This window comes from Phenylobacterium zucineum HLK1, from assembly GCF_000017265.1.
GTDB classification, from domain to species: Bacteria; Pseudomonadota; Alphaproteobacteria; order Caulobacterales; family Caulobacteraceae; genus Phenylobacterium; species Phenylobacterium zucineum.
Genome location: NC_011144.1, coordinates 1422457 through 1434982, shown reverse-complemented (window position 1 = coordinate 1434982; position 12526 = coordinate 1422457). Strand labels below are relative to the sequence as shown.

Here is a 12526-nt window from a genome sequence, read left to right as displayed (position 1 = left end):
GTCTCCTTGCGTCTTCCGGCAATATTTCACGCATAACGCAATTATCTCGTCAAGACCGTCCCGAGCTCGTCCAGGTCGCCGTCGTTCGCCGCGGGCCGCAGGCCGAGCAGCCGGGCGAGCAGCGGATAGACGTCCACGTTGTCGAAATCGGGCGCCCGCACGCCCTTCCGGAAGGCGGGGCCGTGGGCGACGAAGATCGCCGCCATGTCCGGGTGGGCCGGATCGTAGCCGTGCGCGCCGGGCTCGGGCTTGGCCTTGGCGACCCACGCCCGGGTGGTGATGCTCCAGCCCGTCTGCGGCAGGCAGAAGATCGGCGCGACGCGCGGATTGGCGCCGTACCGGAACCGGGGCGGGATCTCGCCCTTGCGCCAGCAGTCCATGTGCGGATGCCGCTTCAGCAGCGCCCGCTCGACTTCCGCCCCGCGCCCCGGCTGCGGGTAGAGGGTCATGAGGGCGCCCATGGCCAGCGTGCGCCCGGCGTCCAGGGGCATCAGGTCCTCGAGGAAGATGCGGCGGTCGGGCGAGGTCGCGGCCATGCCGTGGTCCGAGACGACCAGCAGGTTGGCGGCAAGCCCCCTCGCCTCCAGGCCGGCGACCAGCGCCCCCAGGGCCTCGTCCACATCGCCCAGGGCGGCGTTCACCTCGGGCGAGTCCGGCCCGTGGTCGTGGCCGGCGGTGTCCACCTGGTGGAAGTAGAGCGTCACGAGGCCCGGCCGCTCGTCCGGCGGCAGGTCCAGCCAGGCCAGCACCCGGGCGATGCGGGCGGCGTTCGGCATCGCCTCGTCGTAGGGCAGCCACCGGCTCGGGCGCACGCCGCGGACGTCGGCCTCCGAACCCGGCCAGAACAGGGTGGCGCTGCGCACCCCGGCCCGCTCGGCGGTCACCCAGATCGGCTCGGCCTGGTCCCACCAGCGGCGGTCCAGCACGGCCGGCCGGTTCGACATCTTGAAGGTCACGCCCGGGATCGCCGGGTCCTGCATGTTGTTCTCGACGATGCCGTTGCGGTCGGGCGGCAGGCCGGTGACGAGGGCGTAGTGGTTGGGGAAGGTCTTGGAGGGGAACGACGGCCGCATGGTCGCCCGCGCCCCATCCGCCGCCAGGAGCGAGAGCGTCGGGGTCACGCCGCGGTCGAGGTAGTCGGCCCGGAAACCGTCGATGGAGATCAGGATGACCGGCGGGCGCTCCGGCGGGCTGGCGGACAGGCGGTCGGGCGATCCCCCCGAAGGCAGGGCGGCGCAGGCGGCGAGCAGCAGGAATGCGAGGAGGCTTACGAGACGCATGGCGGCCTCATAGCGTCCCGCCATGACGTCTGCGCAAACGAAAAGCCCCGGAAGTCGCCTTCCGGGGCTCGTCGATGGGGTATGCCGGGCGATCAGGCCTCGGCGAAGGCCGCCTCGGCCACCGGGCCCGAGTCCTTGCCCTTCTCGGCCGGATCGCGGTCCACGAACTCGATGACCGCCATCGGGGCGTTGTCGCCGTGGCGGTAGCCAGCCTTCAGGACGCGGATGTAGCCGCCGTTGCGGTCCTTGTAGCGCGGGCCGAGCACGGCGAAGAGCTTGCCGACCTGCTCCACGTCGCGGACGTGGCTGATCGCCTGGCGGCGGGCGTGCAGGTCGCCGCGCTTGGCGAGCGTCACCAGCTTCTCGACGAAGGGCCGCAGCTCCTTCGCCTTCGGCAGGGTGGTCACGATCTGCTCGTGCTTGATCAGGCTGGCCGACATGTTCGCGAACATGGCGGTGCGGTGGGCGCTGGTACGACCCAGTTTGCGGTGGGCTTTGCCGTGACGCATTTCTCTATCTCCTGGGCTCTCCGGCCCGCCGAGGCTTCCGATGGTCTGGAAGCGTCTTGCCTAACCAAGTCCCAGCCTTGCTCCCGCCTGGGTCAACGCGAAGCGCCGGGGCCCTCCGCCGCGGTTGCGGCTTCGTCGGGCCCAGGCCGCGGAAGGCGGCCCGGAGCGGCGCGGTAGGTCCTACATCTGGTCTTCGAACTTCTTCGCCAGCTCTTCGATGTTCTCCGGCGGCCAGTTCGGCACGTCCATGCCGAGGTGGAGGCCCATGCCGGCGAGCACTTCCTTGATCTCGTTCAGAGACTTCCGGCCGAAGTTCGGCGTGCGCAGCATCTCGGCTTCCGTCTTCTGGATCAGGTCGCCGATGTAGACGATGTTGTCGTTCTTCAGGCAGTTGGCCGAACGGACGGAGAGCTCGAGCTCGTCCACCTTCTTCAGCAGCGCCGGGTTGAACGGCAGTTCCGGCTTGGCCTCGCCCTCGACCTTCTTCTTCGGCTCTTCGAAGGTGATGAAGATCTGCAGCTGGTCCTGGAGGATGCGGGCGGCGTAGGCCACCGCGTCCACCGGCGACACGGCGCCGTTGGTCTCCACTTCCATGATCAGCTTGTCGTAGTCGAGGCTCTGGCCCTGGCGGGTCGGCTCGACGCGGTAGGCGACGCGCTTGACCGGCGAGAACAGGGAATCGACGGCGATCAGGCCGATCGGGGCGTCCTCGGGACGGTTCATCTCGGCCGGGACGTAGCCCTTGCCGGTCTGGACCGTGAACTCCATGCGCACCGAGGCGCCGTCGTCCAGCGTGCAGAGCACGTGGTCGCCGTTGAGGATCTCGATGTCCGCAGGCGCTTCGATCTGGCTGGCGGTCACCGCGCCGGGGCCGGTGGCGCGCAGGGTCATGCGCTTGGGGCCCTCGGCGTGCATCCGCAGCGCCAGTTGCTTGATGTTCAGGACGATGTCGACGACGTCCTCACGCACGCCTTCCAGCGACGAGAACTCGTGGACGACGCCGTCGATCTGCACCGCGGTCACCGCCGCGCCCTGCAGGGAGGAGAGAAGGACGCGGCGCAGGCTGTTGCCCAGCGTCACGCCGAAACCGCGCTCGAGCGGCTCGGCCACCAGACGGGCCTTGCGGCTCGCGTCGGCGCCGGTCTCGATCTGCGGCTTCTCGGGACGGATAAGCTCGTTCCAGTTTCTTTCGATCACTTGGTGTCCCTCGGAACGCAGGATCGCCGGCCGCGAACGCGGTCCGGCGCCTCGAATTGCAGTACTGGTTTACTCAGACGCGCCGGCGCTTCGGCGGCCGGCAGCCGTTATGCGGAATGGGGGTCACGTCGCGGATGGTGGTGATCGTCATGCCGACCGCCTGCAGGGCCCGCAGCGCCGACTCCCGGCCCGAACCGGGGCCCGAGACGTTCACTTCCAGGGTGCGGACGCCGTGCTCGGCGGCCTTGCGGCCCGCGTCCTCGGCGGCCATCTGGGCGGCGTAGGGGGTCGACTTCCGCGAACCCTTGAAGCCCATGAGCCCAGCGCTCGACCAGGAGATGGTGTTCCCCTGGGCGTCGGTGATGGTCACCATGGTGTTGTTGAACGAGGCGTTCACGTGCGCCACGCCCGAGGTGATGTTCTTGCGCTCGCGGCGTTTGACGCGCGCCGGTTCCTTGGCCATCGGAGCTAGACTCTCTTACTTCTTCTTGCCGGCGATCGGCTTGGCGGGGCCCTTGCGGGTCCGGGCGTTGGTGTGCGTGCGCTGGCCGCGGACCGGCAGGCCCTTGCGGTGACGCAGGCCGCGGTAGCAGGCCAGGTCCATCAGGCGCTTGATGTTGACCGCGGTGTCGCGGCGCAGGTCGCCCTCGACCATGTAGTCACGGTCGATGGTCTCGCGGATCTGCAGGACCTCCTGGTCGGTCAGCTGATTGACGCGCCGGGCGTCCTCGATGCCGACCTTGTTGACGATCTCGCGGGCCTTCGCCGCGCCGATGCCATGGATGTACTGCAGCGCGATGACGACGCGCTTGTTGGTGGGAATGTTGACGCCAGCGATACGGGCCACGTGGGAAGATCTCCTGATCACGCAAGAGAAGCGCGAACGGCGCCCCGGCCTCTCTCTGCCATAGGCACAGGCCGGCGCGTCCTTCGCGCTCTTTCGCGGAAGCGCTTCGTTATAGGGATCGGCGCGCCTCCGTCAATGGCGGAAACGCCCAATTGTGAACGATTTCCTGCGCGCGCAAGGGGTTCCCCTTCCCGCGCCGGATCGCACTCGTGCCCGAGGGTAGCCTCGGGATGGTTAAGGAAAGCATGAGCCGCCCGGCCACGCAACTTGGCCACAGGCGCGCCTTGGCGCCGCAGGGCGTGGGCTGGGCCGGCGGGAATCAGGCCGCAGCTCCGGTCAGGGCCGCGTCGATCGCGGCGGCGACCTGGTCGATCGAGCCCATGCCGTCCACCTCGACCAGCTTGCCCTGCCCCTCGTAGTACGGCAGCAGCGGCGCGGTCTGGCGGTTATAGGCGTCCAGGCGGACCTTGAAGCTCTCGGGGTTGTCGTCGGCGCGCCCCGATTCGGCGAAGCGCCCGGCGATGCGCTGCATCAGGGCCGCATCGTCCACCTTCAGGCGGACGACCAGGTCGATCCGCCGGCCGCGGCCGGCCAGCATGGCGTCCAGCGCCTCGGCCTGGGCCAGGGTCCGCGGGAAGCCGTCGAAGATCGCCCCGCCCGCCGCCTCGGCCTCGGGCAGGCGCTGTTCGATGAGTTCGATGACGATGGCGTCCGAGACGAGCTCGCCGCGCTCCATGATGCCCGACACCCGCTGGCCCAGCTCCGAGCCCGAGGCGATGGCGGCGCGCAGCATGTCGCCGGTGGAGAGCTGCACCATCCGGCGCTGCTCGACCAGGCGCTTGGCCTGGGTCCCCTTCCCCGCCGCCGGCGGTCCGAACAGGATCAGGTTCATCGACTACCCCTCCCCGAGCCGGCGCTCTTGCCGGCGCCGGCGTCACTTTCCCTGTCTATCCGATCAGCGCCCGCGGCCCCCGCCGCGCAGCTTGGACCGCTTGATCAGCCCCTCGTACTGGTGCGCCAGCAGGTGCGACTGGATCTGGGCCACGGTGTCCATGGTAACGCTCACCACGATGAGCAGGCTGGTGCCGCCCATGTAGAACTGCACGTTGTAGAAGCCGATCAGGGCCTCGGGCAGCAGGCAGACGATGGTGATGTAGGCCGCGCCGATCACCGTCAGGCGGGTCAGCACGAAGTCCAGGTACTCGGCCGTACGCTTCCCGGGACGGATGCCGGGCAGGAAGCCGCCGTACTTGCGCAGGTTCTCCGCCGTGTCCTCGGGGCTGAAGACGACCGAGGTGTAGAAGAAGCAGAAGAAGACGATCAGGCCGCCGTAGAGCAGCATGAACAGCGGCTGGCCGTGCTGCAGCTGGCCGGTCGCGGCCGGCAGCCACTGGAGCCACTCCGGCAGGTTCGCGGTGGCCGCGAAGCCCATCACCGTCGTCGGCAGCAGCAGCAGGCTCGAGGCGAAGATCGGCGGGATCACGCCCGAGGTGTTGATCTTCAGCGGCAGGAACGAGGTGTCGCCGCCGAACATGCGGTTGCCCACCTGGCGCTTGGGATACTGCACCAGCAGGCGGCGCTGCGAGCGCTCCATGAAGACGATGGCGACGGTCACCGCGATCACCAGGGCGGCGATCAGGAACAGGGCCCCGCCGCTCATGGCGCCGGTGCGGGCCATCTCGAACGCCTGCGCCACATAGCGCGGCAGGACCGCCACGATGCCGGCGAAGATGATCAGGCTGATGCCGTTGCCCACGCCGCGGCTGGTGATCTGCTCGCCCAGCCACATCAGGAACATGGTGCCGCCGGTCAGGGTGACGACGGTCGAGACGATGAAGAACAGCCCCGGATTCTCGACCAGGCCCGGGCTCTGCGACAGGCCCATGGCGATGCCGAACGACTGGAACAGCGCCAGCACGACGGTGAGATAGCGGGTGTACTGGTTGAGCTGCTTGCGGCCGGCCTCGCCGCCTTCCTTCCGCAGCTTCTCCCACGGCGGATAGACGGTGCCCAGCAGCTGCACGATGATCGAGGCCGAGATGTACGGCATCACGTTCAGGGCGAAGAGCGCCATCCGCTCGACGGCGCCGCCCGAGAACATGTTGAACATGCCGAGGATGCCCTGCGCCTGGCCCTGGAAGGCCTGCTGCAGCGCGGCGGCGTCGATGCCGGGGATCGGGATGTAGCAGCCCGCCCGGTAGACGATCATCGCCCAGAGGGTGAACCAGATACGCTTGTGAAGCTCCGTGGCCTTGGCGAAGGCCTGGAAGTTCATGTTCGCGGCGAGCTGTTCGGCGGCCGAAGCCATTCAGCAAATCCCCTGACTCGTGACCGGGATCACATAGGACGCGCCGGCCCCGATAGCGAGGCCGGCGTCGTCGCAGATGCGGATCAGGCTTCCGCCGAAGCGTCCTGGGCAGCTTCCGGCTTGGTCGTGGTCAGCTTGCCGCCGGCCTTCTCGACCGCGGCGCGGGCCGAGGCCGTCGCCGAGTAGACGGTGAGGTTGAGCTTCGACTTCAGCTCGCCCTTGCCCAGCAGCTTCACACCGTCCTTGGCGCGGCGGATGACGCCCGCCTTCAGCAGGGCCTCGGCGTCGATGGCGGCCTTGGCGTCGAGCTTGCCGGCGGCGATCGCCTGCTCGATCCGCCACAGGTTCACCTCGGCGAAGTCCTTCCGATTGCGCGAGTTGAAGCCGCGCTTGGGCATCCGCATGTGCAGCGGCATCTGGCCGCCTTCGAAGCCGGCGATCGAGACGCCGGTCCGGGCCTTCTGGCCCTTCACGCCGCGGCCGGCGGTCTTGCCCTTGCCCGAGCCCGGGCCGCGGCCGACGCGCATGCGGTTCTTGGTGGAGCCTTCGCGCGGAGCGAGTTCGTTCAGCTTGGTCATGTGGCCTCTCCTTGGAGATCTGGCGCCGGGGGAAGCCCCCGACTCGGCTGTGGAAAACGGTCGGCCCCGAAAGGCCGAAAAGGGGCCCGAAGGCCCCTCGGGTGGAGGTTACCCCTCCACCACTTCGACGAGGTGCGCCACCTTGGCGACCATCCCGCGGACCGCGGGCGTGTCCTCAAGGGTGGAGACCCGGCCCACGCGGTTCAGGCCGAGGCCGACGAGCGTGGCGCGCTGGTCCTTGGTCCGGCGGATCGGGCTGCCGGTCTGGCGAACGGTGATCTTGGCCATGTGACTTAACCTTCCGCATCCGCGGCCGGCTGGGCCGCCGAAGCGCCGTCGGCCCTGCGGCCGATCACGTCGGAGACCTTCTTGCCGCGCTTGGCGGCGACCTGGCGGGGCGAAGACTGGGCCTTCAGCGCCTCGAAGGTCGCGCGCACCATGTTGTAGGGGTTGGACGAGCCGACCGACTTGCCGACGACGTCCTGGACGCCCAGGGTTTCCAGCACCGCGCGCATCGGACCGCCGGCGATGACGCCGGTGCCGGGAGGCGCAGCGCGGACCATCACCTTGCCCGCGCCCCAGCGGCCAGCGCCGTCGTGGTGCAGGGTGCGGCTCTCGCGGAGCGGCACGCGGATCATCGACTTCTTGGCCTCTTCGGTCGCCTTGCGGATGGCTTCCGGCACTTCGCGCGCCTTGCCGTGACCGAAGCCCACGCGGCCCTTCTGGTCGCCGACCACCATCAGGGCGGCGAAGGAGAACCGGCGGCCGCCCTTAACGGTGGCCGCGACGCGGTTGATGTGGACCAGCTTCTCGACGATTTCGCTGTCGCGTTCTTCTTCGCGATTGCGACGGTCGCCGCGCTCTTCGTTCCTGCGAGCCATCGATCGTTCCTTAGAAATTCAGGCCGGCTTCGCGCGCGGCGTCGGCCAGGGCCTTCACCCGGCCATGGTACAGGTAGCCGCCACGGTCGAAGACGACGTCCTTGACGCCCTTCTCGATCGCCCGTTGGGCGACCAGGGCGCCCACGCGGGCGGCGGCGTCCTTGTCCGAGCCCTTGTCCTTCTTCTCGCCTTCCAGCGAGGAGGCCGCGGCCAGGGTCACGCCGCGCTCATCGTCGATGACCTGGGCGTAGATGTTCTTGGCCGAGCGGAAGACCGACAGACGCGGACGGCCGTTCGCCACCTTGCGGAGGCGGGTGCGGACGCGCTGCGCGCGGCGCTTGGTGGTGTCGCGGGGAGAGAGCGCCATGGCTTACTTCTTCTTGCCTTCCTTGCGCCGGACGTTCTCGCCGGCATACCGCACGCCCTTGCCCTTGTAGGGCTCCGGCGGACGGAGGCGGCGGATCCGGGCGGCGGTTTCGCCGACCAGCTGCTTGTCGATGCCCGAGATTTTGATCTCGGTCTGCTTCGGCGTCGCGAACGTGATGCCGGCCGGGGGCGCGACGTCCACGTCGTGGCTGAAGCCGAGCTGCATGGAGAGCGCCTGGCCCTTCATCGCGGCGCGGTAGCCGACGCCCACGAGCTCGAGGGTCTGCTCATAGCCCTGGGTGACGCCCACGACCATGTTGTTCACCAGGGTGCGCGACAGGCCCCACATGGCTTGCGCCCGGGTGCTCTCGTCCCGCTTGGAGAGCAGGATCTCGGCGCCTTCCTGGCGGACCTCGATCTCTTCGGCGACCGTCCAGGCGAGTTGGCCCTTGGGCCCCTTCACCGTCACCGTCTGGCCGTCGATGGTCACCGTCACCCCGCTGGGGACAGCGACCGCCTTCTTACCGATACGAGACATCTTAGTAGACCCGGCAGAGGACTTCGCCGCCAACGTTCGCCTCGCGGGCGGCGTTGTCGGACATGACGCCCTTGGGCGTCGAGAGGATCGAGATCCCGAGGCCGTTCTTCACGGGCTTCAGGTCCTTGATCGACGAATAGACGCGGCGGCCGGGCTTGGAGACGCGGCTGATCTCGACGATGACCGGCTGGCCGTCGAAGTACTTCAGCTCGATCTCGAATTCCGGGAACGCGCCGGGCTTCTGCACCAGCTGGTAGCCGCGGATGTAGCCTTCCTCGGCCAGCACGTCGAGGACGCGCGCGCGCATCTTCGACGCCGGCGTCGTCAGCTTGGACCGGCCGCGCGAGGCGGCGTTCTTGATGCGGGCGATCAGATCGCCGATCGGGTCGTTGACCATCTTGACCCTCCTACCAGCTCGACTTGACGAGGCCCGGGATCAGCCCGTGCGAACCCAGTTCGCGCAGGGAGACCCGGCTCATCTTCAGCTTGCGGTAATAGGCGCGCGGACGGCCCGTCACCTCACAGCGGTTGCGGATGCGAACGGCCGCGGAATTGCGCGGCAGCTCGGCCAGCTTCAGGCGCGCTTCGAAGCGCTCCTCGAGGGGCAGGCTCTCGTCGTTGGCGATCGCCTTCAGCGCCTCGCGCTTGGCGGCGTATTGCTTGACGAGCTTCTTGACCCGTTCGTTGCGATTGACGGCGCTTTTCTTGGCCATGTTCTCTTCCTTCCCGCCGCTTATTGCTGAACGAACGGGAACTGGAATTCCTTGAGAAGCTCGCGGGCTTCGTCGTCGGTCTTCGCAGTCGTGGTGACGATGATGTCCATGCCCCAGATCTGGTCGATCTGGTCGTAGTTGATCTCCGGGAACACGATGTGCTCCTTCAGACCCATGGCGTAGTTGCCGCGGCCGTCGAACGACGTGGGCTTCAGGCCCCGGAAGTCCTTCACCCGCGGCAGGGCGATGGTGATCAGCCGGTCAAGGAACTCGTACATCCGGTCCTTGCGCAGGGTGACCTTGCAGCCCACCGTCATGCCTTCGCGCAGCTTGAAGCCGGCGATCGAGGTCCGCGCCTTGGTCGACACGGGCTTCTGGCCGGCGATCTTCGCCAGGTCGGCCATCGCGGACTGGATCTTCTTGGAGTCGGCGACAGCCTCGCCGACACCCATGTTGATCACGATCTTCTCCAGCTTCGGGATCTGCATCTCGTTGCTGTAGCCGAACCGGTCCTTGAGCGACTTGCGGATGCGCTCGCGGTACTCGGTCTTCAGCCGCGGTTCGTAAGCTTGATCAGCCATTGATCACCTCGCCGGTCGTCTTGGCGAACCGCACCTTCTTGTCGCCTTCCACGCGGAAGCCGACGCGGGTCGGCTTGCCCTTGGAATCGACGATGGCCACGTTCGACAGGTGGAGCGGCGCTTCCTTGTTCTTGATCCCGCCCTGGGGATCGAGCTGGGACGGACGGGTGTGGCGCTGGACCATGTTCAGGCCCTCCACCAGCACGCGCTGTTCCTTCGGGAACACCTTCAGGACCGAGCCCTCGCGGCCCTTGTCCTTGCCGGTGAGGACGACCACGCGGTCGCCCTTCTTGATCTTCGACGCCATTACAGCACCTCGGGGGCGAGCGAGATGATCTTCATGTGGTTCTTGGCGCGCAGTTCGCGGGGAACAGGCCCGAAGATCCGCGTGCCGATCGGCTCGGATTGCTTGTTGACGATCACGGCCGCGTTCTTGTCGAAGCGGATCACCGAGCCGTCCTTGCGCTTGATGCCCTGGCTGGTGCGCACGACGATCGCCTGCAGCACGTCGCCCTTCTTCACGCGGCCGCGCGGGATCGCCTCCTTCACGGAGACGACGATCTTGTCGCCGACGCCGGCGTAGCGCCGCTTGGCGCCGCCGAGCACCTTGATGCACATGACCCGGCGGGCGCCGGAGTTGTCGGCGACGTCCAGGTTAGTTTGCATCTGGATCATGGATCCGGATCCTTACGCTTGGGCCGCGCCGCCCTTAGGCAGCACTTCCCAGGTTTTCAGCTTCGACTTGGGCGCGCATTCGATGATGCGGGCGACCTCGCCGACCTTGTACGTGTTGGCCTCGTCGTGGGCGTGGTACTTCTTCGACCGGCGGACGGTCTTCTTCAGCACCGGATGGAGGAAGGTCCGCTCGACCTTCACCACAACCGTCTTGTCGCCCTTGTCGGAGACGACGACGCCCTCGAGGATTCGCTTCGGCATTTGCGTCAGTCTCCTCAGGCCTGGGCCTGCTTGGCGCGCAGGACGGTCTTGATGCGCGCGATATCCTTGCGCACCTCGTCTACGCGGTGGGTCTTCTCGATCTGACCCGTCGCCTTCTGGAAGCGCAGGTTGAACTGCTCCTTCTTGAGGGCCACGAGCTGCTCGTTCAGCTGGTCGGGCGTCATGCCCCGGACTTCGTCGATCTTCATCACGCGTGCTCCACGGCGGCGTCGATGCGGGTGACGATGCGGGTCTTCACCGGAAGCTTGGCCGCGCCGAGGCGCAGGGCTTCGCGGGCGACGTCATCCGGCACCCCGTCGATTTCGAACATGATGCGGCCAGGGTGGACGCGGGCGGCCCAGTACTCGACCGAACCCTTGCCCGAACCCATCCGGACTTCCGCCGGCTTGCCGGTCACCGGCACGTCGGGGAACACCCGGATCCACACCCGGCCCTGGCGCTTCATCTGGCGGGTGATCGCGCGGCGGGCCGCCTCGATCTGCCGCGCAGTGATCCGCTCGGGCTCCATGGACTTCAGGCCGTACGAGCCGAAGTTCAGCGTGAACCCGCCCTTGGCCGTGCCGTGGATGCGGCCCTTGAACTGCTTGCGGTACTTGGTCTTCTTCGGAGACAGCATGGCTTAGCGATCCTTAGGCGTTCGACGGCTCGCCGCGGCGCTCGCGCCGGGGGCCACGATCGGGACGGTCGCCGCGCTCACGGCCGCCGCCTTCGCCGGCCGGGCCGCTCTCGCCGGCCAGGCGCTTGTCGAGGGCCATCGGGTCGTGCTCGAGCACTTCGCCCTTGAACACCCACACCTTCACGCCGATCACGCCGTAGGTGGTCTTGGCCTCGGTGAAGCCGTAGTCCACGTCGGCGCGCAGGGTGTGCAGCGGCACGCGGCCTTCGCGGTACCACTCCATGCGGGCGATTTCGGCGCCGCCGAGGCGGCCCGAGACGTTGATCCGGACGCCCTTGGCGCCCAGGCGCATCGCCGACTGCATCGAACGCTTCATGGCGCGGCGGAAGGCCACGCGGCGCTCGAGCTGCTGGGCGATGTTCTCGGCGATCAGCTGGGCGTCGGTCTCGGGCTTGCGGATCTCGACGATGTTCAGGTGAACCTCGCCGTCCGTCATCGCCGCGACGTCCTTGCGCAGCTTCTCGATGTCCGCGCCCTTCTTGCCGATGATCACGCCGGGGCGCGCGGCATAGATGGTGATGCGGCACTTCTTGTGCGGACGCTCGATGATGATCCGCGACACGCCGGCCTGGTACAGGCGCTTCTTCAGCGCCCGGCGGACCTTGATGTCCTCGTGCAGCAGGCGGCCGTACTCGGGGCCGTCGGCGAACCAGCGGCTGTCCCAGGTGCGGTTGATGCCGAGACGCAGCCCGACGGGATTGATCTTCTGACCCATTAGGCGGCCTCACCTTGCTCGCGGACCACGATGGTGATCTCGCTGAACGGCTTCTCGATGCGCGAGGCGCGACCGCGCGCACGGGCGTGGAAGCGCTTCATGATCAGGTTCTTGCCGACGAAGGCCTCGGCCACGACCAGGTTGTCGATGTCGAGGTTGTGGTTGTTCTCGGCGTTCGAGATGGCCGAGTAGAGCGCCTTGCGCACATCGCGGGCGATGCGCTTGTGGCTGAACTCCAGCTCGTTGAGGGCGCGCTGAACCTTGAGGCCGCGGATCGACTGGGCCACCAGGTTGAGCTTGCGCGGGCTGGTGCGGAGGGTCCGCACCTTGGCCATCGCCTCGATCCCGGCGAGCCGCCGGGCTTTCGCTTGCTTGGCCAT

At 67.9% G+C, this 12526-nt stretch carries 22 protein-coding genes; all 22 read right to left on the bottom strand.

All coding sequences use genetic code 11. The features are described 5' to 3' along the window. Positions 1–41 precede the first annotated feature (41 nt). Positions 42–1280, bottom strand: a complete 1239-nt coding sequence (locus PHZ_RS06940; protein ID WP_201765272.1) for an alkaline phosphatase family protein — start codon at positions 1278–1280, stop codon at positions 42–44. Positions 1281–1372: 92 nt separating this feature from the next. Beyond that, entirely contained in the window at positions 1373–1789 is a 417-nt protein-coding gene (rplQ, locus tag PHZ_RS06935) for a 50S ribosomal protein L17 (protein WP_012521813.1), read from the bottom strand. A gap of 180 nt (positions 1790–1969) precedes the next feature. Next, positions 1970–2986 (bottom strand): DNA-directed RNA polymerase subunit alpha, encoded by a 1017-nt coding sequence (locus PHZ_RS06930; protein ID WP_012521812.1) that lies wholly within the window; start codon positions 2984–2986, stop codon positions 1970–1972. A gap of 73 nt (positions 2987–3059) precedes the next feature. Next, complete coding sequence (gene rpsK / locus PHZ_RS06925) at positions 3060–3449, bottom strand: 30S ribosomal protein S11 (RefSeq protein WP_012521811.1); 390 nt, start codon at positions 3447–3449, stop codon at positions 3060–3062. A 15-nt stretch (positions 3450–3464) separates the two neighbouring features. After that, entirely contained in the window at positions 3465–3833 is a 369-nt protein-coding gene (gene rpsM, locus PHZ_RS06920; protein WP_041373303.1) for a 30S ribosomal protein S13, read from the bottom strand. Between the two features lie 319 nt (positions 3834–4152). Beyond that, positions 4153–4725, bottom strand: coding sequence for an adenylate kinase (locus PHZ_RS06915; RefSeq protein WP_012521809.1), 573 nt, complete (start codon positions 4723–4725; stop codon positions 4153–4155). Between the two features lie 63 nt (positions 4726–4788). Continuing rightward, complete coding sequence (secY, locus tag PHZ_RS06910) at positions 4789–6141, bottom strand: preprotein translocase subunit SecY (protein ID WP_012521808.1); 1353 nt, start codon at positions 6139–6141, stop codon at positions 4789–4791. A gap of 83 nt (positions 6142–6224) precedes the next feature. Further along, the gene (rplO, locus tag PHZ_RS06905; protein ID WP_012521807.1) at positions 6225–6719 is read right to left on the bottom strand and encodes a 50S ribosomal protein L15; all 495 of its coding nucleotides are present in this window, start codon (positions 6717–6719) and stop codon (positions 6225–6227) included. Between the two features lie 108 nt (positions 6720–6827). Further along, the gene (gene rpmD, locus PHZ_RS06900) at positions 6828–7007 is read right to left on the bottom strand and encodes a 50S ribosomal protein L30 (protein ID WP_012521806.1); all 180 of its coding nucleotides are present in this window, start codon (positions 7005–7007) and stop codon (positions 6828–6830) included. Positions 7008–7012: 5 nt separating this feature from the next. Next, positions 7013–7600, bottom strand: a complete 588-nt coding sequence (gene rpsE, locus PHZ_RS06895; protein ID WP_012521805.1) for a 30S ribosomal protein S5 — start codon at positions 7598–7600, stop codon at positions 7013–7015. Between the two features lie 10 nt (positions 7601–7610). Beyond that, a complete protein-coding gene (gene rplR, locus PHZ_RS06890) occupies positions 7611–7967 on the bottom strand; it encodes a 50S ribosomal protein L18 (RefSeq protein WP_012521804.1) in 357 nt (118 codons plus the stop codon). A 3-nt stretch (positions 7968–7970) separates the two neighbouring features. Further along, on the bottom strand, positions 7971–8504 hold the full coding sequence (gene rplF / locus PHZ_RS06885) for a 50S ribosomal protein L6 (protein WP_012521803.1): 534 nt from the start codon (positions 8502–8504) through the stop codon (positions 7971–7973). 1 nt (position 8505) lies between these two features. Next, complete coding sequence (gene rpsH / locus PHZ_RS06880; RefSeq protein WP_012521802.1) at positions 8506–8901, bottom strand: 30S ribosomal protein S8; 396 nt, start codon at positions 8899–8901, stop codon at positions 8506–8508. A 10-nt stretch (positions 8902–8911) separates the two neighbouring features. Next, on the bottom strand, positions 8912–9217 hold the full coding sequence (gene rpsN / locus PHZ_RS06875; protein WP_012521801.1) for a 30S ribosomal protein S14: 306 nt from the start codon (positions 9215–9217) through the stop codon (positions 8912–8914). Between the two features lie 20 nt (positions 9218–9237). Beyond that, the gene (rplE, locus tag PHZ_RS06870) at positions 9238–9798 is read right to left on the bottom strand and encodes a 50S ribosomal protein L5 (RefSeq protein WP_012521800.1); all 561 of its coding nucleotides are present in this window, start codon (positions 9796–9798) and stop codon (positions 9238–9240) included. Then, positions 9791–10105 carry a 50S ribosomal protein L24 gene (rplX, locus tag PHZ_RS06865; RefSeq protein ID WP_041373302.1) on the bottom strand — a complete coding sequence of 105 codons (315 nt, stop codon included), beginning with the start codon at positions 10103–10105 and terminating at the stop codon, positions 9791–9793. Before rplX ends, rplE begins: the two co-directional genes overlap by 8 nt. Further along, on the bottom strand, positions 10105–10473 hold the full coding sequence (rplN, locus tag PHZ_RS06860) for a 50S ribosomal protein L14 (RefSeq protein ID WP_012521798.1): 369 nt from the start codon (positions 10471–10473) through the stop codon (positions 10105–10107). The genes rplX and rplN overlap by 1 nt, the downstream gene beginning before the upstream one ends. 12 nt (positions 10474–10485) lie before the next feature. After that, positions 10486–10734, bottom strand: coding sequence for a 30S ribosomal protein S17 (gene rpsQ, locus PHZ_RS06855; RefSeq protein ID WP_012521797.1), 249 nt, complete (start codon positions 10732–10734; stop codon positions 10486–10488). Positions 10735–10748: 14 nt separating this feature from the next. Next, positions 10749–10943 (bottom strand): 50S ribosomal protein L29, encoded by a 195-nt coding sequence (gene rpmC, locus PHZ_RS06850; RefSeq protein ID WP_012521796.1) that lies wholly within the window; start codon positions 10941–10943, stop codon positions 10749–10751. Beyond that, a complete protein-coding gene (rplP, locus tag PHZ_RS06845) occupies positions 10943–11371 on the bottom strand; it encodes a 50S ribosomal protein L16 (RefSeq protein WP_012521795.1) in 429 nt (142 codons plus the stop codon). The genes rpmC and rplP overlap by 1 nt, the downstream gene beginning before the upstream one ends. 13 nt (positions 11372–11384) lie before the next feature. Further along, a complete protein-coding gene (gene rpsC, locus PHZ_RS06840) occupies positions 11385–12146 on the bottom strand; it encodes a 30S ribosomal protein S3 (protein ID WP_012521794.1) in 762 nt (253 codons plus the stop codon). Further along, positions 12146–12526, bottom strand: a complete 381-nt coding sequence (gene rplV, locus PHZ_RS06835) for a 50S ribosomal protein L22 (RefSeq protein WP_012521793.1) — start codon at positions 12524–12526, stop codon at positions 12146–12148. Before rplV ends, rpsC begins: the two co-directional genes overlap by 1 nt.

What these genes read in the sequence shown, in the direction of transcription:
- rpsQ (WP_012521797.1), bottom strand. Translation starts at nt 10,734, where the DNA reads ATGCCGAAGCGAATCCTCGAGGGCGTCGTCGTCTCCGACAAGGGCGAC.
- rpsH (WP_012521802.1), bottom strand. Translation starts at nt 8,901, where the DNA reads ATGGTCAACGACCCGATCGGCGATCTGATCGCCCGCATCAAGAACGCC.
- rplV (WP_012521793.1), bottom strand. Translation starts at nt 12,526, where the DNA reads ATGGCCAAGCAAGCGAAAGCCCGGCGGCTCGCCGGGATCGAGGCGATG.
- rpmD (WP_012521806.1), bottom strand. Translation starts at nt 7,007, where the DNA reads ATGGCCAAGATCACCGTTCGCCAGACCGGCAGCCCGATCCGCCGGACC.
- PHZ_RS06915 (WP_012521809.1), bottom strand. Translation starts at nt 4,725, where the DNA reads ATGAACCTGATCCTGTTCGGACCGCCGGCGGCGGGGAAGGGGACCCAG.
- secY (WP_012521808.1), bottom strand. Translation starts at nt 6,141, where the DNA reads ATGGCTTCGGCCGCCGAACAGCTCGCCGCGAACATGAACTTCCAGGCC.
- rplX (WP_041373302.1), bottom strand. Translation starts at nt 10,105, where the DNA reads ATGGCGTCGAAGATCAAGAAGGGCGACCGCGTGGTCGTCCTCACCGGC.
- rplR (WP_012521804.1), bottom strand. Translation starts at nt 7,967, where the DNA reads ATGGCGCTCTCTCCCCGCGACACCACCAAGCGCCGCGCGCAGCGCGTC.
- rpsN (WP_012521801.1), bottom strand. Translation starts at nt 9,217, where the DNA reads ATGGCCAAGAAAAGCGCCGTCAATCGCAACGAACGGGTCAAGAAGCTC.
- rpsE (WP_012521805.1), bottom strand. Translation starts at nt 7,600, where the DNA reads ATGGCTCGCAGGAACGAAGAGCGCGGCGACCGTCGCAATCGCGAAGAA.
- rplQ (WP_012521813.1), bottom strand. Translation starts at nt 1,789, where the DNA reads ATGCGTCACGGCAAAGCCCACCGCAAACTGGGTCGTACCAGCGCCCAC.
- rpsC (WP_012521794.1), bottom strand. Translation starts at nt 12,146, where the DNA reads ATGGGTCAGAAGATCAATCCCGTCGGGCTGCGTCTCGGCATCAACCGC.
- rplF (WP_012521803.1), bottom strand. Translation starts at nt 8,504, where the DNA reads ATGTCTCGTATCGGTAAGAAGGCGGTCGCTGTCCCCAGCGGGGTGACG.
- PHZ_RS06940 (WP_201765272.1), bottom strand. Translation starts at nt 1,280, where the DNA reads ATGCGTCTCGTAAGCCTCCTCGCATTCCTGCTGCTCGCCGCCTGCGCC.
- rpsK (WP_012521811.1), bottom strand. Translation starts at nt 3,449, where the DNA reads ATGGCCAAGGAACCGGCGCGCGTCAAACGCCGCGAGCGCAAGAACATC.
- rpmC (WP_012521796.1), bottom strand. Translation starts at nt 10,943, where the DNA reads ATGAAGATCGACGAAGTCCGGGGCATGACGCCCGACCAGCTGAACGAG.
- rplP (WP_012521795.1), bottom strand. Translation starts at nt 11,371, where the DNA reads ATGCTGTCTCCGAAGAAGACCAAGTACCGCAAGCAGTTCAAGGGCCGC.
- rplE (WP_012521800.1), bottom strand. Translation starts at nt 9,798, where the DNA reads ATGGCTGATCAAGCTTACGAACCGCGGCTGAAGACCGAGTACCGCGAG.
- rplN (WP_012521798.1), bottom strand. Translation starts at nt 10,473, where the DNA reads ATGATCCAGATGCAAACTAACCTGGACGTCGCCGACAACTCCGGCGCC.
- rplO (WP_012521807.1), bottom strand. Translation starts at nt 6,719, where the DNA reads ATGACCAAGCTGAACGAACTCGCTCCGCGCGAAGGCTCCACCAAGAAC.